19 protein-coding genes are annotated in these 22,365 nt (G+C 62.9%); 11 read left to right on the forward strand and 8 right to left on the reverse strand.

The annotated features are described in order from the left end of the window. Positions 1-85 precede the first annotated feature (85 nt). The 4 genes from X741_RS148235 to X741_RS148220 all read right to left on the reverse strand — a co-directional run bounded on the left by X741_RS148235 (position 86) and on the right by X741_RS148220 (position 3,090). A complete protein-coding gene (locus tag X741_RS148235) occupies positions 86-763 on the reverse strand; it encodes a DUF1345 domain-containing protein (protein ID WP_013895194.1) in 678 nt (225 codons plus the stop codon). Between the two features lie 30 nt (positions 764-793). Further along, a complete protein-coding gene (locus X741_RS148230; RefSeq protein ID WP_023763614.1) occupies positions 794-1,261 on the reverse strand; it encodes a YaiI/YqxD family protein in 468 nt (155 codons plus the stop codon). A 63-nt stretch (positions 1,262-1,324) separates the two neighbouring features. Next, positions 1,325-1,894, reverse strand: a complete 570-nt coding sequence (gfa, locus tag X741_RS148225) for an S-(hydroxymethyl)glutathione synthase (RefSeq protein ID WP_023763615.1) — start codon at positions 1,892-1,894, stop codon at positions 1,325-1,327. Between the two features lie 68 nt (positions 1,895-1,962). Next, positions 1,963-3,090: an S-(hydroxymethyl)glutathione dehydrogenase/class III alcohol dehydrogenase gene (locus X741_RS148220; RefSeq protein ID WP_023778804.1), complete on the reverse strand. Its 1,128-nt coding sequence runs from the start codon at positions 3,088-3,090 to the stop codon at positions 1,963-1,965. 239 nt (positions 3,091-3,329) lie between these two features. On the opposite strand from X741_RS148220, the gene X741_RS148215 reads away from it, so the two are divergent. The 3 genes from X741_RS148215 to X741_RS148205 all read left to right on the forward strand — a co-directional run bounded on the left by X741_RS148215 (position 3,330) and on the right by X741_RS148205 (position 10,002). Next, positions 3,330-5,342 carry an acetyl/propionyl/methylcrotonyl-CoA carboxylase subunit alpha gene (locus tag X741_RS148215; protein ID WP_023778805.1) on the forward strand — a complete coding sequence of 671 codons (2,013 nt, stop codon included), beginning with the start codon at positions 3,330-3,332 and terminating at the stop codon, positions 5,340-5,342. A gap of 264 nt (positions 5,343-5,606) precedes the next feature. Then, positions 5,607-9,134, forward strand: a complete 3,528-nt coding sequence (gene dnaE, locus X741_RS148210) for a DNA polymerase III subunit alpha (RefSeq protein ID WP_023778806.1) — start codon at positions 5,607-5,609, stop codon at positions 9,132-9,134. Positions 9,135-9,198: 64 nt separating this feature from the next. After that, complete coding sequence (locus X741_RS148205; protein ID WP_023778807.1) at positions 9,199-10,002, forward strand: potassium channel family protein; 804 nt, start codon at positions 9,199-9,201, stop codon at positions 10,000-10,002. A 15-nt stretch (positions 10,003-10,017) separates the two neighbouring features. On the opposite strand, the gene X741_RS148200 is transcribed toward X741_RS148205, so the two are convergent. Continuing rightward, positions 10,018-10,899 carry a DMT family transporter gene (locus X741_RS148200; protein WP_023778808.1) on the reverse strand — a complete coding sequence of 294 codons (882 nt, stop codon included), beginning with the start codon at positions 10,897-10,899 and terminating at the stop codon, positions 10,018-10,020. Between the two features lie 192 nt (positions 10,900-11,091). Between X741_RS148200 and X741_RS148195 the strand changes: the two genes are divergently transcribed. Then, on the forward strand, positions 11,092-11,598 hold the full coding sequence (locus X741_RS148195; RefSeq protein WP_023778809.1) for a hypothetical protein: 507 nt from the start codon (positions 11,092-11,094) through the stop codon (positions 11,596-11,598). 23 nt (positions 11,599-11,621) lie between these two features. On the opposite strand, the gene X741_RS148190 is transcribed toward X741_RS148195, so the two are convergent. Then, complete coding sequence (locus X741_RS148190; RefSeq protein WP_031250215.1) at positions 11,622-12,950, reverse strand: DNA polymerase IV; 1,329 nt, start codon at positions 12,948-12,950, stop codon at positions 11,622-11,624. A 66-nt stretch (positions 12,951-13,016) separates the two neighbouring features. On the opposite strand from X741_RS148190, the gene X741_RS148185 reads away from it, so the two are divergent. Beyond that, positions 13,017-13,604, forward strand: a complete 588-nt coding sequence (locus tag X741_RS148185) for a GNAT family N-acetyltransferase (RefSeq protein ID WP_023778811.1) — start codon at positions 13,017-13,019, stop codon at positions 13,602-13,604. Positions 13,605-13,626: 22 nt separating this feature from the next. Beyond that, a complete protein-coding gene (locus X741_RS148180) occupies positions 13,627-15,225 on the forward strand; it encodes a hypothetical protein (protein ID WP_031250216.1) in 1,599 nt (532 codons plus the stop codon). Positions 15,226-15,276: 51 nt separating this feature from the next. Here X741_RS148180 and X741_RS148175 read toward each other — a convergent pair whose 3' ends face one another. Together X741_RS148175 and X741_RS148170 are read right to left on the reverse strand one after the other, a co-directional pair. Beyond that, complete coding sequence (locus tag X741_RS148175; protein ID WP_023763624.1) at positions 15,277-15,930, reverse strand: hypothetical protein; 654 nt, start codon at positions 15,928-15,930, stop codon at positions 15,277-15,279. After that, positions 15,927-16,226, reverse strand: coding sequence for a DUF3572 domain-containing protein (locus X741_RS148170; RefSeq protein ID WP_013895207.1), 300 nt, complete (start codon positions 16,224-16,226; stop codon positions 15,927-15,929). Before X741_RS148170 ends, X741_RS148175 begins: the two co-directional genes overlap by 4 nt. A gap of 247 nt (positions 16,227-16,473) precedes the next feature. Between X741_RS148170 and X741_RS148165 the strand changes: the two genes are divergently transcribed. The 5 genes from X741_RS148165 to X741_RS148145 all read left to right on the forward strand — a co-directional run bounded on the left by X741_RS148165 (position 16,474) and on the right by X741_RS148145 (position 22,356). After that, positions 16,474-16,845: a response regulator gene (locus X741_RS148165; RefSeq protein WP_006334976.1), complete on the forward strand. Its 372-nt coding sequence runs from the start codon at positions 16,474-16,476 to the stop codon at positions 16,843-16,845. Positions 16,846-16,878: 33 nt separating this feature from the next. Further along, a complete protein-coding gene (locus X741_RS148160; protein ID WP_023778813.1) occupies positions 16,879-18,252 on the forward strand; it encodes a PleD family two-component system response regulator in 1,374 nt (457 codons plus the stop codon). A 525-nt stretch (positions 18,253-18,777) separates the two neighbouring features. After that, complete coding sequence (locus tag X741_RS148155; protein WP_051410478.1) at positions 18,778-20,286, forward strand: FAD-dependent monooxygenase; 1,509 nt, start codon at positions 18,778-18,780, stop codon at positions 20,284-20,286. A gap of 151 nt (positions 20,287-20,437) precedes the next feature. After that, the gene (locus tag X741_RS148150) at positions 20,438-21,172 is read left to right on the forward strand and encodes a FadR/GntR family transcriptional regulator (RefSeq protein ID WP_023763628.1); all 735 of its coding nucleotides are present in this window, start codon (positions 20,438-20,440) and stop codon (positions 21,170-21,172) included. Continuing rightward, positions 21,169-22,356, forward strand: a complete 1,188-nt coding sequence (locus tag X741_RS148145; RefSeq protein WP_023778815.1) for a PLP-dependent transferase — start codon at positions 21,169-21,171, stop codon at positions 22,354-22,356. Before X741_RS148150 ends, X741_RS148145 begins: the two co-directional genes overlap by 4 nt. The last annotated feature ends 9 nt before the right edge of the window (positions 22,357-22,365 follow it).

Below are 22,365 nucleotides of genomic sequence, written 5' to 3' on the forward strand. Positions count from 1 at the left end.
TCCCGGCCTCGCGGCTTGGCGCGCGTGTCATTGTCCTCCTGATACGTCGCGATCCAAACCAATGTTTCATCCGATCACGGATTTATTACGGGCCGCCCAGGCTGACGGCGAGGTTGACGGCGGCTGCGACGATAACGGTGTTGAAGAAGAACGACAGGATCGAATGGACAAGCACGACACGGCGCATATGCGTCGTCGAGATGTTGGTGTCGGCGGTCTGTGCCGTCATGCCGATAACCGTTGAGAAGTAGAGGAAGTCCCAGCCTTCGGGTCGCTTGTCGCCTGGAAACAGCAGACCGCCGACCGGAATCTTCTTCTTGGTGCCGGCATCGACCTCGTCGCCGTCCATCCAGTAGACATGGGCATAGTGGAGCGCTGCCATGGCGTGGATGGTGAACCAGCCCAATGGGATCGACAGCAGCGCGAAAGCGAGCTCGATCGAGTGGCCTCTGTCCTTCTGATTGATCAACAGGAACAATGAGATAATGGCTACAATGACGACGACGAGCGTTACAGCGAAGATGACCAGTACAGGCTGGTCGGTGTCGCGCGCATTCTTGCTCAGATACCTGCCGGTGAACTTTGGCATCTGGGAAACGACGAGAATGACGTAAGCGGCAAAGAATGCGTTGGCGCCGATCGAATAGGCTAGCTGGGCATGGAGCAGCAACGCCACGAGTAGCGCGAAGACACCGAAACACGCCGACGCCGCGAACAGCATGTGACGGTGGATGGGTTTCTCGACCGGGGTTTCGGCGGCCATGGCGGTCTCCACCTGGATGGCGCTTTGTTGCTAGCCCGGTGTGGCGGATTTCAGCGCACGCCGCAAGATACGGTCGAGTTCGCCGAGGAAACGCGAACGGTCCTGCGGCGCGAAACTGGCATTGTAGCCCTTGCTTTCACCGGTCTCGCGCAAATGCTGCTTGAGGTCGCGCATCGCCACCGCCATGCCGATGGTTTCGGGCGTGAACGGGCGGCCGGTGGGCCCCAGCACATGCGCGCCGAGCGCTACGGCGCGGGCGGCGAGCGGAATGTCGGCCGTCACCACGATGTCGTTGGTGCGCGCATTTTCGACGATCCAGTCGTCGGCGGCATCCGCCCCCTTGGAGACCACGACGTTGCGGATCATCGGATCCCGAGAGGGCCGCAAACCGCCATTGGAGACGTAGGTGACCACGACCCCAAGGCGTTCGGCGACCTTCTCCACCTCGGCCTTGACCGGGCAGGCGTCTGCGTCGACGTAGATAGCGGGCGCTGGCATTGTCTCTCCGAAATGAACAGGGGCCGGAAGCGTGTCCGGCCCCTGCCTGAAATCTTATAGCGTTCAGGCCGGCAGAGCGCCGGACTTCTTGGCCGTCCAGGTTGCCATATAGTCCATCAGTCCGGGATTGAGGCAGTCATAGGGTTCGAGCCCGATCGACTTCAACTGGCCGCGAATGCCGTCCATGCGGCTCGGGTCGACGCCGGATTCGATTATCGAAGACACAAACGCGGTGAAGCCCGGCGGCGACCAGCCATCCTCCTGGAAACGCTCGGGATGGATGAAGGACAGGCCCTTGAACGGATGGTCGCGCTCGACCGGTCCATGCATGTGGACACCGCAGCCGGTGCAGGCATGGCGCTGGATGAGCGCCGAGGGATCGATCACTTTCAGCTTGTCGCCGTTCTCGGTGACGGTGACATCGCCGGTGCCGGCAACGGCAACCACCGAGAACACCGCGCCCTCCGGCTTCCAGCATTTGGTGCAGCCGCAGGCATGGTTGTGGGCGATCTGGCCCTTGACCTTCACCTTGACCGGATTGCTGGTGCAGGCGCAGACCAGCGTGCCGCCGGCAAAGGCAGCGCTTTCCTTGGGCAAGCCATTGTCGATCTTCGGATGCAGTTTTTCAGGCATTTTATTCCTCCCTTGTTGAACCCGTGCAACTTCAGTCGCTGGCCCTTCGGTCGGCGGCTTTCTTCTCCTCAGTAAACGACGACGCTGCGGATCGACTTGCCCTCATGCATGAGGTCAAAACCCTTGTTGATGTCTTCCAGCTTCAGCGTGTGGGTGATCATCGGGTCGATCTGGATCTTGCCGTCCATGTACCAGTCGACGATTTTTGGCACGTCGGTGCGGCCGCGCGCGCCGCCGAAGGCGGTGCCCATCCAGGTGCGGCCGGTGACCAGTTGGAACGGCCGGGTCGAGATCTCCTGGCCGGCGCCGGCGACGCCGATGACCACCGACTTGCCCCAGCCGCGGTGCGAGGCTTCCAGTGCCTGACGCATCACCTTGGTGTTGCCGGTGCAGTCGAATGTGTAGTCGGCGCCACCGATCTGGTCGGCGCCGCGCTTGGTCATGTTGACGAGGTGAGGGACGATGTCGCCGTCGATCTCCTTCGGATTGACGAAATGCGTCATGCCGAAGCGCTCGCCCCACTCCTTCTTGTCGTTGTTCAGGTCGACGCCGATGATCATGTCGGCGCCGGCCAGTTTCAGGCCCTGGATGACATTCAAACCGATGCCGCCGAGGCCGAAGACTATCGCGGTGGCGCCTTGCTCGACCTTGGCGGTGTTGATCACAGCACCGATGCCTGTCGTCACCCCGCAGCCGATGTAGCAGATCTTGTCGAAGGGAGCGTCCGGATTGACTTTTGCCACCGCGATCTCGGGCAAGACCGTGAAATTGGAGAAAGTCGAGCAGCCCATATAGTGAAAGATCTTGTCCTTGCCGATCGAGAAGCGCGATGAGCCGTCCGGCATCAATCCTTGCCCCTGCGTGGCGCGGATGGCCGTGCACAGGTTCGTCTTCCTCGACAGGCAGGACGGGCACTGGCGGCATTCGGGCGTATAGAGCGGGATGACGTGGTCACCCTTCTTGACCGAGGTGACGCCTTTGCCGACATCGACGACGACGCCGGCGCCTTCATGGCCGAGGATGGCCGGAAACAGGCCTTCGGGATCGGCGCCCGACAGGGTGAACTCGTCGGTGTGGCAAATGCCGGTCGCCTTGATCTCGACCAGCACCTCGCCCTCGCGCGGACCGTCGAGGTCGACCTCCATGATCTCCAGCGGCTTTCCGGCGGCGACAGCGACTGCGGCGCGCGTTTTCATCAGGCATTTCCTCCAAAGGCGATTTTTGCACCCAAGCTTTCAGGTTTTGGCCTGCTCATCAACCGTCAGATGAGACGAAATGTCGGCTTTCATGACGCAGACAGCACATCTCTGAGCGCGCCCGACGCAACGCTGGAGGGCTTCGAGAGCGCGACCTGCGTGTCGCCCACCCCGGCACTTGAGAGATGGCCACATAATCCATAGAACTGAACCTTCGTCCGGAGGGGAATGTCGCGCGCATGTTCACGAAGATCCTGATCGCCAACCGTGGCGAGATTGCCTGCCGCGTCATCAAGACGGCGCGCAAGATGGGCATTGCCACGGTCGCCGTCTATTCCGATGCCGATCGCGACGCCGTGCATGTCGAGATGGCAGACGAGGCGGTGCATATCGGGCCGCCACCCGCCGCGCAAAGCTATCTCGTGCCTGAAAAGATCATCGCCGCCTGCAAGGAAACGGGCGCTCAAGCCGTGCATCCCGGCTACGGCTTCCTCTCGGAACGGGCTGCCTTCTGCGAAGCGTTGGAAGCGGAAGGCATCGTCTTCATCGGCCCGAAACCCAAAGCCATCAAGGCGATGGGCGACAAGATCGAATCGAAGAAGTTCGCCAACGCCGCCAAGGTTTCAACGGTCCCCGGCTGGCTCGGCGTCATCGAAAATGCCGACCATGCCGAAAAGATCGCCGGCGAGATCGGCTATCCCGTGATGATCAAGGCCTCGGCCGGCGGCGGCGGCAAGGGCATGCGCATCGCCTGGGATCAGTCGGAAGTGCGCGATGGTTTCGACCGGGCACGTTCGGAGGCCAAGAGTTCATTCGGCGACGACCGCGTGTTCATCGAAAAATTCGTCGTCGATCCGCGCCACATCGAGATCCAGGTACTGGCGGACGCGCATGGCAACGCGCTCTATCTCGGCGAGCGCGAATGTTCGATCCAGCGCCGCAACCAGAAGGTCGCCGAGGAAGCGCCGTCGCCGTTTCTCGACGCCAAAACCAGGAAGGCGATGGGCGAGCAGTCGGTGGCATTGGCCAAGGCGGTCGATTATCAGAGCGCCGGCACCGTCGAGTTCATCGTCGACAAGGATAAGAACTTCTATTTCCTTGAAATGAATACTCGATTGCAGGTCGAGCATCCGGTGACGGAACTGGTCACCGGCATCGACCTGGTCGAGCAGATGATCCGCGTCGCCGCTGGCGAGAAGCTCGCCTTGAGGCAAGGCGACATCAAGCTGAATGGCTGGGCGATCGAAAGCCGGCTCTACGCCGAGGATCCTTACCGCAACTTTCTGCCCTCGATCGGCCGACTGACACGCTATCGGCCGCCGGAGGAGGGGCAGTTCGGCGACATCGTCATCCGCAACGACACCGGCGTCACCGAAGGCTCCGAGATTTCGATGTTCTACGATCCGATGCTCGCCAAGCTGTGCACCTGGGCGCCGACGCGGCTCGCGGCGATCGACGCCATGTCGGAAGCGCTCGACAGCTTCGTGGTCGACGGCATCGAGCACAACATTCCGTTCCTGGCCGCCCTGATGCAGCATCCGCGCTGGCGGGAAGGGGCGATATCGACTGGTTTCATCGCCGAGGAATATCCCGACGGGTTTGCACCCGTGGTGCCGAACAGCGAAGAAAAGGCGGTGCTGGCCTCGATCGTCACCGCGGTGGAGTTGTTGCGCCGCGACCGGCTCGACCGGCTGGGCGGGCGGCTGGCACCGCATTCGGGGGCGCTCAAACGCGACTGGGTGGTGAAGATCGGCGAGGAGTATCTCCAAGCATCCATCCTCGAAGGCATGATTTCGATCCCGATGGAAATCGACCTGTCGATCGACGGCGGCAAGGCGCTGACCGTTTCATCCGATTGGCGGCCGGGCGACCTGATCTGGCGCGGCACGGTTGGCAAACAGAAAGTCGCAGCCCAGATCCGAGCCGTCGCCAACGGCCATCGCGTCGCCTGGAAGGGCATGTCGGTGACGGCGCGCGCCATGCTGCCACGCACGGCCGAACTCGAAAGACTGATGCCGGAGAAAGTGGCGCCGGACACTTCGAAACTGCTGCTCTGCCCGATGCCCGGCCTTGTCGTGTCGATCGCAGTTGCCGAAGGCCAGGAGGTCAAGACCGGCGAGACTTTGGCGGTGGTCGAGGCGATGAAGATGGAAAACGTGCTGCGCGCCGAGCGCGATCTCGTCGTGTCGAAACTCAACGCCAAGCCGGGCGACAGCCTGGCGGTGGATGCGGTGATCATGGAATTCGCCTGAGAGATTGTTTGGAAATTCTACTCTCGCGGTCATCTGAAGGCGTTTTCTGCGCTTTCGGTGCTCATAGACCCAAATGTCCATTCCGCTCCGGTTCTCGAAACCACCATCATATGACTCGCCAGAGCGAAATTCGAAACAATCTCTGCGTGGGTCGGGCAGGGTAAAGGAAGCCTGTGGCCGGTGGTCGTTTGTGCTGGACTGGTATCGCGCTGTCCCGGACAATACATCTCCATCGACTCAAAACCTTAGGCAGCGCGAGAAACCATGGCGGATGAGAGACTTCCACGCGACCCCCTGAAGCGCGAAGCCGCGATTGCGGCCGCGCGGCCGGAGGTGCCGGCGCGGCCGTTCGTCCATCTGCGCGTGCATTCGGCCTATTCCCTGCTGGAAGGCGCGCTTCAGATCGGCAAGATCGTCGCTCACGCCGTGACGGACGAAGCGCCGGCTATCGCCGTCACCGATACCAACAATCTGTTCGGCGCGCTCGAATTTGCGCAGAAGGCGGTGAAGGACGGCATCCAGCCGATCATCGGCTGCCAGATAGCGCTCGCTTTCTCCGGCGAGAACAGCGACGGCCAGCGCGACCGCCGGCGGCAGGGTCCGGAGATGCGGCCGGTTGTCCTGCTCGCCGCGACCGAAGCCGGCTATTCCAATCTGGTCCGGCTTGTCAGCGGCGTCTACCTGGAAACACCGCCCGGTGAGGCTGTGCACCTGACCACCGAGACCCTGGCCGGGCAGACCGACGGGCTTATCTGCCTCAGCGGCGGACCGCGCGGCCCGATCGGCAATGCCTTGAAAGAGGATCGCCGCGACCTGGCCGAGACGCGGCTATTGACCTTGAAAACACTCTTCGGCGACCGTCTTTATGTCGAGCTGGACCGGGTTGCCGGCTATGACCGGGTCATCGAGCACTCGACGATCGAGCTCGCCTACGCGCACGAACTTCCGCTTGTCGCCACCAACGAGGCCTTTTTCTCCTCGCGCGACGATTATGAGGCGCACGATGCGCTCATTGCGATCGCCGAGGGCTCGGTGGTCGCCGTCGACACCCGCCGCCGGCTGTCGCCGGACAATTTCCTGCGCAGCCAGGCCGACATGGCAAAGCTGTTCGCCGACCTTCCGGAAGCGATAGACAATACGGTCGAGATCGCGCTGCGCTGCTCCTATTATCCAAAAACCCGCAGCCCGATCCTGCCGCGCTTCACCGGCGGCGATACCACCGACAAGGACGCCGCCGAAAAGGCCGAGGCCGAGGAATTGGCCCGCCAGGCGCGCGAGGGGCTGGACGCCCGGCTTGCCCTGCACGGACCGACGCCTGGCTACACGGTCGAGCAATATCGCGAGCGGCTCGAATTCGAGCTCGGCATCATCGAGAAGATGAAATTCCCGGGCTATTTCCTGATCGTGGCCGACTTCATCAAATGGGCGAAGGCGCAAGGCATTCCGGTCGGGCCGGGCCGTGGGTCGGGCGCCGGCTCGCTTGTCGCCTATTCGACGACCATCACCGACATCGACCCGTTGCGCTTCTCGCTGCTGTTCGAACGCTTCCTCAATCCGGATCGCGTGTCGATGCCCGACTTCGACATCGACTTCTGCCAGGATCGCCGCGAGGAGGTGATCCGCTACGTCCAGCAGAAATACGGCCGCGACCAGGTCGGCCAGATCATCACCTTCGGTACGCTGCAGGCCCGCGCGGTGCTGCGCGACGTCGGCCGTGTGCTGCAGATGCCTTATGGCCAGGTCGACAAGCTGTCCAAGATGGTGCCGCAGAACCCGGCCAATCCGGTGAAACTCGCCGATGCCATAGCCAACGAACCCCGCTTCGCCGAAGAGGCCGAGAAGGAGCCGATCGTCCAGACGCTGCTCGACATGGCGCAGAAACTCGAGGGTCTCTATCGCCACGCCTCGACGCACGCCGCCGGCATCGTCATCGGCGACAGGCCGTTGTCGGAGCTGGTGCCGATGTACCGCGATCCGCGCTCGGACATGCCGGTCACCCAGTTCAACATGAAATATGTCGAGCAGGCCGGGCTGGTGAAGTTCGACTTCCTCGGACTGAAAACGCTGACGGTGCTGGAGACGGCGGTGAAACTGATCCGCCGCCGCGGCATCGACATCGACCTGGCGACAATCCCGCTCGACGATCCCGACACCTACTCCATGCTGTCGCGCGGCGAGGTGGTCGGCGTGTTCCAGGTGGAAAGCGCGGGCATGCGCAAGGCGCTAATCGGCATGCGGCCCGACTGCATCGAGGACATCATCGCGCTGGTCGCGCTCTACCGCCCAGGCCCGATGGAGAACATCCCGACCTACAACGCCAGAAAGCATGGCGAGGAGGAGATGGCGTCGATCCACCCCAAGATCGATCATCTGGTGAAGGAGACGCAAGGCGTCATCGTCTACCAGGAACAGGTCATGCAGATCGCGCAGGAGCTGTCGGGCTATTCGCTCGGCGAAGCCGATCTTCTGCGCCGCGCCATGGGCAAGAAGATCCGCGCCGAGATGGACAAGCAGCGCGAGCGCTTCGTCACCGGCGCGGTCGAGCGCGGCGTGGCAAAACCGCAAGCCGACTTCATTTTCGACCTGCTGGCCAAGTTCGCCGACTATGGTTTCAACAAGTCGCACGCCGCCGCCTACGCCGTCGTGTCGTACCAGACCGCCTATCTCAAGGCGCATTATCCGGTCGAGTTCCTGGCGGCGTCGATGACGCTCGACATGGGCAACACCGACAAGCTCGCCGACTTCCGCCAGGATGCACTGCGCCTGGGCATCGAGGTTCTGGCGCCGTCGGTGATGACCAGCTTCCGTGCTTTCGAGGTCGGCGAGAACCGCATCTATTATTCGATGGCCGCGCTCAAGGGCGTCGGCGACGCGGCGGTCGAACACATCGTTGCCGTGCGCGGCGAAAAGCCGTTCAAGAACCTTGCCGACTTCTGCGAGCGGGTCGATCCCAAGATCGTCGGCAAGCGGGTCTTCGAAAGCCTGATCATGGCCGGCGCGCTCGATTGTTTCGGCCACGACCGTGCAGCGATGCTGGCCGGCGTCGAACGGATGATGGGGCTGGCCTCGCTTGCCCAGCAGAACGCCGTTTCAGGCCAAGCCGATATTTTCGGCGCCTCGCTCGGCGCGCAGTCGCAGGCGCTCAACCTGCCGGCGACGGACCCTTGGCTCGCCGCCGACCGCCTGCACCGCGAATTCCAGGTAGTCGGCTTCTATCTTTCGGCCCATCCGCTCGACGAATACAAGGCTGCCTTGCAGAAGATGCGGGTGCAGAACTGGGCCGAGTTTTCGGCCGCCGTCAAGCGTGGCGCCACCGCCGGCCGGCTTGCCGGCACGGTGACCAGCAAGCAGGAGCGCAAGACCCGCACCGGCAACAAGATGGGCGTGGTGGCCTTTTCCGACACTTCCGGCCAGTACGAGGCCGTGCTGTTTTCGGAAGGGCTCGCGCAATATCGCGACCTCCTGGAAGCCGGCCGCTCGGTCGTCATCACCGTCGCGGCGGAGGACAGGCCCGAGGGTGTCAATTTGCGCATCAATTCCGTGCAATCCCTGGAGGACGAGGCTAGCCGTATCCAAAAGGCACTGCGCATTTTCGTCAGGAACGATGGGCCGGCCTCGATGATCCAGTCCCAACTCACCCAGCGCGGCGAAAGCCAGGTGAGCATCATCGTCATCAAGGACGAGGCGCAGGGCGAGGTCGAGATTGCCTTGCAGGGCGGCTACCGCGTCTCGCCGCAGATCGCCTCGGCGATGCGCGCCGTGCCCGGCGTGGTCGAAGTGGAGCTGGTGTGATCGCCGCCTTTGCAAGGCGGCCGCGCGCCAGGCAGCATTGGCTGGCCACATCACCACGATCGGCATGAAGATCGCGGACAAGGGCGCATCGCGAGACCTTTCCGGGCTGGCGCGGCTGCGCAACACGCTGCGCAAGCTCTATCATGGGCGCACGCCGGCCGCTTTCCGGTTCCAGCTGGCGGCTGTCATCATTGATCTCGCCATCATCGCCTTCTTCATCGCCACGCCGGTCATCCAGCAAACGGCCTCGTTTCTGTGGCTGGACTATGCCGTGGCGGCCCTCGTTGCCGCCGATTTGATCGCCAGGCTGCTGGCTTCCAACGACATGCTGCGCCTGATGAAGCAGCCGACCTTCTGGGTGGATGTCTTCATCCTTCTGACGCTGCTGATGCCGACGGCGCTCGCCAGTCTCGGCTTTCTGCGCATCCTGCGGCTGTGGTCACTGTCGCGCAGCGGTTCGATCTGGCGGCATTTCGAGATGCGTGGTTTGCGCCCGTGGCGCGAGGCGAGCCACGCGGTCATCAACCTCTTGACGTTTCTTTTCGTCATCACCGGCTTCGTCTACACGTTCTTTTTCCGCAACGGAGCCGGGCTGGAGAACTACATCGACGCGCTTTATTTCACCGTCGCGACGGTGACGACGACCGGTTTCGGCGACATCGTGCTGCCTGGCATAGCCGGCAAGCTGACGGCGATCGTCACCATGATCATCGGCATATCGCTGTTCGTCAGACTGGCGCAGGCGATTTTTCGACCCGCGAAAGTGTTCTTTCCCTACCCGCAATGCGGATTGCAGCGGCATGAACCGGATGCGGTGCACTGCAAGGCCTGCGGTCATGTCCTCAACATCCCGAACGAAGGCGACTAGGTGTATTGGCAGGCGTTACGATGCCGCCACTTCAGCCGGCTTTACCGGCTTGCGCTGCAGGTTGAGCAGGTTGCCCATCAGGATCAGTAGCGCGCCGCCTGCGGTGAAGGCGTCGATCTGCTCCTGGTAAAGCAGCCAGCCGACGAGCGCCGACAACGGCACGCGCAGAAAATCCATCGGCGAAATGACGGTCGCGTCGGCATAGGTGAGCGCGCGCGCCATGCAGAAATGCGACGACATGCCGGTGAAGGCGATCAGCACGATCCATGGCCAAAGCTCCAGCGGTGGGTTGCGCCATTCATAAAGGGCTGGAACGAGGCCAACCACCGATTGGATGATCAGCATCCAGAAGATGATACGCACGACGCTGTCCGTGCGCGTCAGCGATTTGACCAGGACCACCGAAATGCCGAAGCAGACCGCGGCGCCCAGCACGACCAGATGTCCCGGATCGACGGAGCCTACCCCCGGACGCACGATGACCACCACGCCGATCAGCCCGAGAACGACAGCCGCGAGTTTCGGACGGCTCAGCCTTTCGCCGAGAAATGTCACCGCCAGAATCGCCGTCCAGATCGGTGTCGTGAATTCGATCGAAATCAGCACCGCCAGCGGAATCAAGGTCAAGGCGTAGAGCCATGCAGCCTGCCCGGTATAGTGGATGACGTTGCGCGCGACATGGGCGAGGGGGCGCTGCGTGCGCATCGCCGCAAAGCCGCCGCTGGTCAGCACCAGCGGCAGGAGGATGAAGAAGCCGATCACCGAGCGCAGTTCCAGCACCTGGAAGACATTGAGTTCGGCCGTCGTGGCGCGGCCGGCCACCGACATCGCCAGGAACGAGGCGATCGACAGGGCCATCCAGAAAGCGGCCTTGGAAATTGAGGGGGCAGGTGACATGCCCGCTATGTCGCAGGACGTGGCTTTTGGAGCAATCGCTAGTTGCTCCATTCTTCTGGGCCAGTTGCAATGGGCAGCATTGCAAAACGGTCATGCTGCGGGCGGAACCCGATACGGCAAGGGGCGTTGAGTCCCCGATATCCAGCCGTGCTTCGCAAGACGTTTTGCCCTCCAGAGACAAGGAGAGTTTCAATGAGAACATTCACACAATTCGCGCTTGCCGGCTGTCTTCTGGCGGCGACCGGTACGGCACATGCCGACGAGGCCAAGTTCCTGCAGTCATTCAAGGGCAATTTCGCCGGCAAAGGTATCGTCAAGGTCACCGCCGACGCGCCGACGGTGAACGTGTCCTGCACATTCAAATCGAACGCGACATCGACGTCACTGGCGCTCGACGGCAATTGCCGCGGGCTCATTGTGGTGACGCGTGCCATCAGCGCGGACCTGAAGGCCGCCGGCGCGAAATACAGCGGGACCTATGTCGGGTCCCGGACCGGGCCAGCACAGCTCAACGGCAGCCGCTCGGGCAATGCGATCAATCTCGGCATCCGCTGGGCAAAGGAAGTCAACGGTGATCGAAAGGCGCAGATGAAGGTCGAGAAGACGGGCGAGAACGGCATTCGGCTGACGGTTGTCGACACCGACCCAAAGACCGGCAAGAGCATCGTGACGAGCCGGATCGATCTGAGGCGTACCTGATTCTCGACGCACGAGGGGTAGCGTCATTCCTCGAGCGGCTCCGGTGGATGGGCGTCTCGCCCTTTGCCGAATGTATAACCGGTTTCCACCGCCTTGCGGCCGAACTTGTCGCGCAAGGCATCGATGGCGCCCTCGGCCATGGCGCGTTTGCGCGACTGGAGGTCGACCAGATCCGGCGGGTCGGCCTTGTCGTCGTCGGAGAGGTCGCTGACGCCGATGCCGAGCAATCGGAATTTCGTTCCGTCGGTTTCCTTGCGCAGAAGCTCTACGCCGGTCGAAAAGATGCGATCCGCCAGCCTGGTCGGATCGCCGAGCTGGCGGTTGCGCGTGCGCAGCTTGAAATCCTGGGTCTTCAGCTTCAGCACCACGGTGCGTCCGGCGATGCCTGATTTTTTCAGCCGCGCCGAGACCTTCTCCGAAAGGCCTCTCAGCACGGAGACGAGCTCCTCCAGCGACGCGATGTCGGTGTCGAAGGTGGTTTCGGCCGAGACGCTCTTGGCGTCCTGGTCGGGCTCGACGCGGCGCACGTCCTCGCCTCGTGAAAGCCGGTAGAGCCGGTCACCCATCGTACCGTAGCGGCGCATCAGGTCGGCGCGTTCCATCTTCTGAAGCTGGCCAATGGTGCGGATGCCGTCGCGCTCCAAGGTGGCGTTGAACGCCTTGCCGACGCCCCAGATCATGGTCACCGGCTGCACGGCCAGGAAGCCGACCGCCTCGGCCTCGCCGATGATCGAAAAGCCGCGCGGCTTGCGGAAGTCCGACGCGATCTTGGCGAGGAACTTGCAGTAGGAGAGGCCGGCCGAGACGGTGATGCCGATCTCCTTCTCGACGGCCAGCGCAAAGCGCGCCAGCACCACCGCCGGCGGCAGGCCGTGCAGCCGTTCGGTGCCGGCGAGATCGATGAATGCCTCGTCGATCGACAATGGCTCGACCAGCGGCGTCAGCGCCTGCATCATGGCGCGCACCTCTCGGCCGACACGAACGTATTTCTCCATGTTGGGCGGGATCACGACAGCTTCGGGGCAGGCCTCGAGCGCCTTGAACATCGGCATTGCCGAGCGCACGCCCCGGATGCGGGCGATGTAGCATGCGGTGGAGACCACCCCGCGCTTGCCGCCGCCGATGATCAGCGGTTTGTCCTTGAGCGTCGGGTTGTCGCGCTTCTCGATCGCCGCATAGAAGGCATCGCAATCGACATGGGCGAGATGCAGCCGGTAAAGTTCTGGATGGCGGGCAAGGCGAGGGCTGCCGCAGCGTTCGCAGCGGCGCGTTTCACTGCGCTGAAACGTCAGGCAGTCACGACAAAAACCGTGATCGGGATTGTTGACAGAAGCCGCCATCGCTGCGAACATAAAGAGAACAGAAGCAATGGTACGACAGTGCAAGGCCAGCGACAAGCTTGGCTTGGGGAGAACCGTATGAGCACGACCATAGTGCCGCTGGCGCCTGAGCTCTGGCCTGATTTCGAGGACCTTTTCGGCAAGCAAGGCGCCTGCTATGGCTGCTGGTGCACGCATTTCCGGCTGGCGCCGGCAGCGCGGCGCGAGAGCAGCCGTGAACGCAACAAGGACCACATCAAGGCACGCATCGAAGCCGGTCCGCCGCCGGGCCTGCTGGCCTTCGAGGACGGCAAGGCGGTTGGTTGGATGCAGATCGGGCCGCGCGCCGACGTGCCCGAATGGAACAACAAGGGCAGGGGCTCGGCGCCGATCGATCCCGCCGACGCTTCAGATCCAGCCGTCTGGGCGATCTCGTGCTTTTTCATCCGCTCCAAGGTGCGCGGCAGGGGCATCACGCACCGCCTCGTCGAAGGCGGCGTCGAGTTTGCCCGCGGGAATGGCGCACGCCTTGTCGAGGCGTGTCCAATAGACCTGTCCCGCGATTCGCGTTCGCTCGGGCTGTTCGTCGGCTCGTCGCGGGTCTTCGAGAAGGCTGGCTTCGAGAGGCTCGTCGAGCGCAAGGCCGGCCGGCCATTGATGCGGCTGGTGCTGGAGCCTCGCGCCTGACCATCGTCGTCTTGCAGTTGCGATGGTATTTCCCTACCAGAAGGACGAAGCGATTTTGCCTTTTGACCAGAGGGGAATTCCCGTGAACCGTATGTTGCCAGTTGCCTTTACCGCGCTCCTGCTCAGCGCGCCCGCTTTCGGCCAGACCGTCGACAGCCAGGGCGCGAAGCAATTGTCCGATGACCTGTCCCGCTATGTTGGCAAGCAGGCACTCGACAAGGGAATCCTGAAGGTTTCGGCCGAAGGCGACGCCTACAAGATCGTGTTCGATTTCAAGGCGCTTGCCGGGAGTTTTCCTGACCAGAAGCTGGTGAAGTTCGACTTCGCGCCCTACGCGCTGCTGGTCAAGCCGCGCAGCGACGGGACCTGGGATGTTTCGATGGATTTTTCGCAAAGCGCGTCCTTCGAGTTCAAGGGGCCCGAGGGGCTGCAAAGCACGCAGTTGTCGATCAAGGACGGCAAGGGCTCCGGCGTCTATGACCCCGGCCTGGCGGCCTTCATCAGCGGCGTCAGTTCGATAGCAGGCATCACGATGACATCGAAGGATGCCAAGCAGCAGATGGACGTCAGCACCGGTGCCGGCACCGCGACCCTGGCGGCCACCAAGGCTGCCAATGGCGGCGTCGATTTCACGACCTCACAGAAGATGTCGAACTTCGTCGAGGCGATAAAATTCAATGATCCCGACAGTGGGCTGAATTTTCCGGTCACCGTGAAATCGCCGGAATTGTCCGTGGAGGCCAGCGGCAAGGGCGTGCAGACCAAGCCGTTGCTCGACCTCCTGGCGTTTGCCGTGGCCAATGAGGACGAGAAGTCGCTGAAGGCAAACCAGGCGCAACTCAAGTCGCTTCTGCTCGCCGCGCTTCCGGTGTGGGAGCGCATCGACGGCACCTATGGCTTCAAGGATTTCGCGGTCGACAGCCCGATCGGCACGTTCGGGGCGACCCAGTTCAGCACCGCGTTCGGCAGTGACGGCGTTTCGCAAAACGGCACGGTCAGCTACGGCATCAAGGCGTCGGGGCTGACGGTGCCTCAGCAGCTTTTGCCGAGTTGGAGCGTGGCACTGTTGCCCACCGATATCGACCTGAATTTCGGCGGCGCCAATATCGACCTCGACAGCATGGCGAAGAAGGCGATCGAAACCTTTGATCTCAATCAGGATCCGCCGCTGCCGGCCGAGTTCGGCGACCAGCTCAAAGCCGACTTCCTGGCCAAGACGCCGAAGGTGGTCATTGGCCACAGCGTCGTGAAGAACAAGGACATGGAGATCGCGCTCGAAGGCGAGATGACGAGCTTCGGCCAGAAACCCGACGCAAATCTCACGGTCGATGTCGCCGGCTTCGACAAGATCGTGGCCGGCCTGCAGGAGGCGGCAAAGTCCGAACCCGAAGTGGCGCAGTACGTGCCTATGGCTCTCGTCGTGAAGGGGTTTGCCAAGACGCTGCCGGACGGCAAGTTGGAATGGGTTGTCAGCACCAAGGCCGACGGCTCGGTCACCGTCAATGGTGTGATGTTGAAGCCCGCCGATCCGGCGGTGGACGACAGCGTCGACGATGGTGATGGTGAGGACGACGACAGCGGCGGCGACAATGGCGGATCGGGGGCGAAGCTGAATCCTTGAAGGTTCGGCCCTCGAGTAATTCCGGGAAAAGTTTTTCCGTCTGGAATTGCCTCAGAGCCCCAGCGCGCCCGCGATCTTAGGCGCGGCTTCGCGCCAGTCCTGCACGACGATGACGTCGTTCGCGACCGGCGGCAGGAACGCGCGCAGCGAATTGTCGGCCATCAAGTGGAAAAGATCCGCGTCGGCCACCGCTTCCCGCACCGACGCCAGATTGTGCGGCTGATCGTCGACGAAGACCACCGGCCGGCCGCTCTTGCCGCGCAGCCTGGCCACTGCCGGCCCTTTGGCCATCTCGGTGGTCAACAGCGGATAGCCTAGCCCCAGGGCATCGAGATGGGCACGGCGCACGGCGCGATGCCTGTGCGGCATGGCGGTCAAGAGGATGATTTCCGCGCGGCCGCCAAGCCCCGCCAGCGCTTCCGTGGCACCATCGGTGATGCTCTGCCAATCGGCCTGCGCGTCGAAGAAATCGCCCAGGAGCGCCGTGACCTCGGGCTGTTCGATCAGCCGGCCGCTGGCCGTTTCGGCAATGTTGCCGGTCAGGCGGAAGGAGGCCAGCGTCAGGCCGTAACCGCGCGACTTGAGGAAGTCCGGGAAGGGCCGGATGAATTCGAGCACCACATCGTCGACATCGAGCACCAGCAATGGCCTGTCGTCGGCCGCCAGCTCCTCGATCTGGCGCGCAGTCTCCGGATCGTCGCTCATATGGAATGCTCGTGGTTGTCGTCGCCGAGCGGCAGCGCCCGCAATGCCTTGCCGACGGCTGCCGGCGGCGTGCCGGTTTCCTCGGCAAAGCGCATCAGGGTCGGCTCGTGGGCGAGAATGAACTGCAGGACACCGGCCAGGAAACCCGGCTCGCCGGCGGCCCGGCGGATCGAATGCGCCTCTATCCCGGTGATGGCCAGGAAACGCGGCAACAGCTCCGGATCGGAGGCGACGAAGCCCAGTGCCTTGACGGCAATGGTTTCAGCCTCTTCGCGCATTGACGCCGCGTTTGCCATCACTACCTTCGGTGTGTGGAATGAGTCTCTCCCGCAGTAATGGCAAGATCTGCTTGCGGCAAGCCTTTACAGCGCGGCGCGCCTTTTGGACGCGCGGGAGGCGAGGTGGAATTCGCGACGCTTTGCAGCCCGAGGGTTTCCGTTTCGTCAATCATATTGCCGTATAGTGAAGCAGGGTTTGGTGCGTTCAAGGGAAGTTCGCATGACGGCCGCCTTCGAGCGGAGGGACGGCCGAGACGGGATGTCGATGCCTAAGAAGGTCATGATCGTCGAGGACAATGAGCTCAACATGAAGCTCTTTCGGGACCTCATAGAAGCAAGCGGCTACGAGACAGTGCGCACCCGCAACGGTCTGGAGGCCCTCGACCTGGCGCGCCAGCATCGGCCGGATCTCATCCTGATGGACATCCAATTGCCCGAAGTGTCGGGACTGGAAGTGACCAAATGGCTGAAGGAAGACGACGATTTGCATGTCATCCCGGTCATCGCCGTGACCGCCTTCGCCATGAAGGGCGACGAAGAGCGCATCCGCCAGGGCGGCTGCGAGGCTTATATTTCGAAGCCGATCTCGGTGCCGCGTTTCATCGAAACCATCAAATCCTACCTGGGCGATGCCTGATGCGCCCTACCAGCCGAGCCGGAGCCTTATGAAATGACCGCGCGGATCCTCGTCGTCGACGACATCCCTGCCAATGTGAGGTTGCTGGAGGTCCGGCTGCTGGCCGAATATTTCGAGGTGCTGACCGCCACCAACGGACCCGATGCGATCGAGACCTGCGAGAATGGCAAGGTCGACGTCGTGCTGCTCGACGTGATGATGCCCGACATGGACGGGTTCGAGGTCTGCCGCCGGTTGAAGAGCGATCCGGCGACGTCGCACATCCCGGTGGTGATGATCACCGCGCTCGACCAGGTTTCCGACCGCGTGCGCGGGCTCGAGGCCGGCGCCGACGACTTCCTGACCAAGCCGGTCAACGACCTGCAACTGATGACGCGCGTCAAAAGCCTGGTCCGGCTGAAATCGCTGACCGACGAACTCAGGCTGCGCGCCTCGACGACGCGCAACATCGGCATCGAGGAACTGCTCAGCCGCAATTTCGCCTCCGAGGACACGGTGCCGAAAGTGCTTTTGATCGATGAGCGCAAATCATCCGTCGAGCGTATTCAGAAGATGCTGCGCGACCGCGCCGACCTCGACGTCACCAGCGATCCGCATGCCGGTTTCTTCCAGGCTGCCGAGACACCCTATGAATGCGTGATGATCTCGACGGCGTTCGCCGATTTCGACCCGCTCAGGCTCTGCTCGCAGCTGCGTTCGCTCGACCGCACCCGTTTCGTGCCGATCATCCTTTTGGCGGAGGAGGGCGAGGAGGAGCGCATCATCCGTGGCCTCGAGCTCGGCATCAACGACTACCTGATGCGCCCGATCGACCAGCAGGAGCTGACGGCGCGGCTGCGCACCCAGGTGCGCCGCAAGCGCTACAACGACCAATTGCGCGCCAGTGTCACCCAGACCATCGAAATGGCGGTGACCGACGGCCTGACCGGGCTGCACAACCGCCGCTATCTCGACAGCCATCTGCAGACGCTGTTCGACCGCGCCGTGGCGCGACGCAGGCCGCTTTCGGTGATGATCACCGATCTCGACCGCTTCAAGGCGATCAACGACACGCATGGCCATGACGGCGGCGACGAGGTGCTGCGGGAGTTCGCGCGGCGGCTGCGCAAGAACGTTCGCGGCATCGACCTTGCCTGCCGGTTCGGCGGCGAGGAGTTCGTGGTGGTGATGCCGGATACCGAAGGCGCCGTGGCCGAGAAGGTGGCCGAACGCATCCGCGCTGAAATCGCCCAACAGCCGTTTTCCATCAACGCCGACGGCAAGACGATCGAGGTCACGGTCAGCGTTGGCGTGTCGTCGGTTCTAAAGGGAGTGGATACGGTGGCGGCGCTGATGAAGCGCGCCGATCTCGCGCTCTATGAAGCCAAGAGCGGCGGCCGCAACCGTGTCGTCGCCAAGGCGGCGTAGCGCCAAGGCCGATTATCCAGTCAACCCGACAGGGTTACCCGTTTACCTTAATCCAAGCGATTTCCGAGCGTTGGTTAAGAAAGTGTTGATTTTCATAAGCTCTTGCGCAAGTGTGCTGGTCAAGACGAAGCCGGCACGAGGATAGATAGCCGGCTCGATCCCCAGAATACCCCATGATGCTCAGGTCCGCCGCATCTCCTGGGTCCGTGGGGTCGGCCGGCCGGCGCTGGCAAATAGTGGCCTCCTCGTACCGCTGCCAAACGCCGACCGGCCCCCTTTCCTGAAAATGACATCAGGACTCTGCGCCAAGCCTCGGAAGTTCCGGGGCTTTTTGCGACGAAAAATCTCGACGCTTTCTGGACCGTGAGGGCTTAATCGCTTGGGGCGCACTGCCACGCGGCAATGCGAGGATCTTACGCCGTTCACGAAGGGGAGGGAGAGTCCTTGCCTCTCCATTTCATACATATGGCGCACAAGGGGCTTGCTTCAAGGCCCCGTTCCTCCCGTAAAACCCGGCCCAAGCCAATGGAAACGGGAGTGACGAGAATGCTTGTATCGAGAGACGGATCGCTTCGCGATCATGCGGTGATGGTTGCCGGAGGCGGCCCGACCGGGCTGATGCTGGCGGGCGAATTGGCGCTAGCGGGCATCGACGTCGCCATTGTCGAACGGCGCCCGACCCAGCAGCTGATCGGTTTGCGCGCGGGTGGTCTGCACGCACGCACAATCGAGGTTCTCGATCAGCGCGGAATTGCCGATCGGTTCCTCTCACAGGGGCAGTGCTTCCCGACCGTCGGCTTCCACATGATCCGCTTGGACATCAGCGACTTTCCCAGCCGGCACAACCATCTGCTGGCGCTGCGGCAAAACCATATCGAGCGGCTATTGGCCGACTGGGTCGCAGAGTTAGAGGTGCCGATCTATCGCGGACAGGAAGTCACCGGTTTTGCGCAGGACGATGACGGTGTCGGCCTGGAGTTGTCCGGTGGCCGACGGATAAGAGCGCAGTACCTCGTCGGATGCGACGGAGGACGCAGCACGATCCGCAAGGCGGCGGGTATCGAGTTCGCCGGATGGGATCCGACGATGAGCTGGATGATCGCCGAGGTCGAGATGTCCAGGGAACCGCCATTGGGCTTTCGCAGCGACGCCTGCGGAATTCATGCGATAGGCAAGATCGAGGAAGGCGGTCGGGTAGGTGTCGTTCTGACCGAGCGGCAACTGACTGCCGGCGGCGAGCCGACGCTGCGCGAATTCCGTGAGGCACTCACAGCCATCTACGGCACCGATTACGGCGCCCACAGTCCGACCTGGATATCCAGGTTCACCGACATGGCACGTCAGGCCGCGGCTTACCGCGACAGGCGCGTGCTGCTGGCCGGTGATGCCGCGCATATCCATCCCCCGATGGGCGGGCAGGGGCTCAATATCGGCGTGCAGGACGCGGTCAATCTGGGGTGGAAGCTGGCCCAGGTGGTCAAGGGAACCTCACCGGAAAGCCTGCTCGACAGCTACCACGCCGAGCGCCACCCGATTGCCGCCCGCGTCCTGCGCAACACAATGGCGCAGGTCGCGCTTCGTCGCACGGATGACCGCACCAAGGCCTTGGGCGACACAGTCACCGAGCTTCTCGCCATGGACGAGCCCCGCAAACGGATCGTCGCGGAAATGTCGGGCCTGGGCGTTCATTACGATCTCGGCGAGGGGCATTCCTTGCTTGGGCGGCGCATGCCCGACCTCGATCTGGCGACCGCCGGCGGCCCGTTGCGGGTATTCTCCTTGCTGCACGATGCGCGACCGGTGCTGATCAATTTTGGCGGTTCGGGCAGGCTGGACATTGCGCCCTGGGCGGATCGGGTCCGGCAGGTCGAGGCAGCCTATGACGGCGACTGGGAACTCCCAGCGCTTGAGATGGTCGCCGTGCCCGATGCCGTGTTGATCCGGCCCGATGGATATGTGGCCTGGGTTGGGGTTGGAACCCAGCAGGGATTGGCTGATGCGCTAACCACTTGGTTCGGGCCGCCGGCCAATTAGCACGTACGATCGAAGCGCGTTGGCGCGACCTCGTGAAACGCACCTGCTTCGCGACCTTCAACGCGATGAGGCGAGCACCTCCTGACAACCGATTGACAGGAGTTGCCGTCTGTGCAGAATTGGTTGGACCATTGGACCACTTGGAGTAGTCGTGGACCAGAACAGCCTGCCACCCATTCAGACGACGGCGCGCGATGACGCCGTGCTGAAGGCGTTGGTGGGCTTTGTTCGTGCCGAGGCCCTGCAGCCGGGCGAGCGGCTTCCGACCGAACGTATCCTGGCCGAACGGCTCAAGGTCAGCCGCAACACGGTGCGCGAGGCGCTGACGCGGTGGGAGGGGCTCGGCCTCGTCGAACGCCGGCAAGGCAGCGGCACCTATCTCAAGGCGGCCGTGTCACCCGACATGCTGCACATGCCGCTGACGTTTGCCGGCGGCAACGACTTCACCAGCCTGATGCAGACACTGGAGATCCGTCGCGCGCTGGAGGCCGAGGCTGCCGCATTGTGCGCCGAGCGCGCAAGTCCGGCCGACATCGCCGAGATCGAGCGCAAGCTCGACATTATGGAGCAGGCGTTTCGCACCCGCGACGGCATGTCCTCGGAAGAAGACTGGGAATTCCACCAGGCGATCTACCGCGTCTCAGGTAATCCGCTGTTCGAACAGATCATCGCCGCCATGCACGAGCTGTTCCATCGCTTCTGGGAGCATCCGCTCGGCGTGCGCGACTTCGGCCACGCCAGCTTTCCCTATCATCGCACCATCTACGAATGCATTGCCGCGGGCGATCCCCAGGGCGCCCGCGCCGAGGCGCTCAAGCTGATCGCCACTGTCGAGGACGATCTCAAGCGCGGTGCCGCCAAACTCAAACTTTCGAGCCAGACATGAACGAGCATCCGACCGGTTTCGATCACGACTATCTCGCCGAGGCCGCGACGCTGCTGGCGCATGACGAGCCGTTTCCGGGCGGCGCGGTGGTGCCGCCGATCTACCAAACTTCGCTGTTCACCTTCGCCAACTATGCCGAGATGGCCGATACCTTTGCCGGCAAACGAAAGCAGCCGATCTATTCGCGCGGCGACAATCCGACCGTGATGGAGTTCGAGGCACGCGTCGCCGCACTCGAGGGCGCCGAGGCCGCGCGCGGCTTTTCCAGCGGCATGGCGGCGATCAGCGCGACGGTGCTTGCCTTCGTTGGCGCGGGCGAGCGCATCGTAGCAGTGCGCAACTGCTACGGCGATGCCTACCGGCTGTTCGAGCGGCTGTTGCCGCGGCTCAACATCAAGGTCGACTACGTCGACGGATCCGATCCGGATGCCGTTGCGGCGGCGCTGCCCGGCGCCAAACTGCTTTATCTGGAAAGTCCGACCTCGATGCTGTTCGAGCTGCAGGACCTACCGCACCTGACCCGGCTGGCCAGGGAGCAGGGCATCGTCACCACCATCGACAATTCCTGGGCGACGCCGGTGTTCCAGAAGCCGATCTCGCACGGCGTCGACCTCGTCCTGCATTCGGCCTCGAAATATCTGGGCGGTCACAGCGACACCGTCGCCGGCGTGGTGGCGGGTTCGGCCGCGCACATCAAGCATATCAACGAGCAGACCTATTCCTATCTCGGCGGCAAGCTGTCGCCGTTCGAGGCCTGGCTTTTGCTGCGCGGCCTGCGCACGCTGCCGCTGCGCCTGCCGCACCACATGAAGAGCGGCCTGACCATCGCCGACCGGCTGAAGGCGCATGGAAATGTCGAACGCGTCAACCATCCGGCCTATTCCAACCATCCGGGCAAGGCGACGCTGGCCGGCTATGCCGGCCTGTTCTCCTTCGAGGTGACGGAGGATATCGACATCCCGATCTTCGTCGATGCGCTGAAGTTTTTCCGCATCGGCGTCAGCTGGGGCGGCCATGAGAGCTTGGTCGTGCCGGCCAAGGCGTCGCTGGAACAGACGCCGGGACTGAATTCGATGGCTCGCTTCGGCGTCAGCCCCCGAACCATCCGCTTCAATGTCGGATTGGAAAGTGTCGAAGACCTGTGGGCCGACGTGGCCCAGGCCTTCGAAAAAGCCAGAAAATAACAAGCGGGT

This window comes from Mesorhizobium sp. LNHC221B00 (genome assembly GCF_000502935.1).
GTDB classification, from domain to species: Bacteria; Pseudomonadota; Alphaproteobacteria; order Rhizobiales; family Rhizobiaceae; genus Mesorhizobium; species Mesorhizobium opportunistum.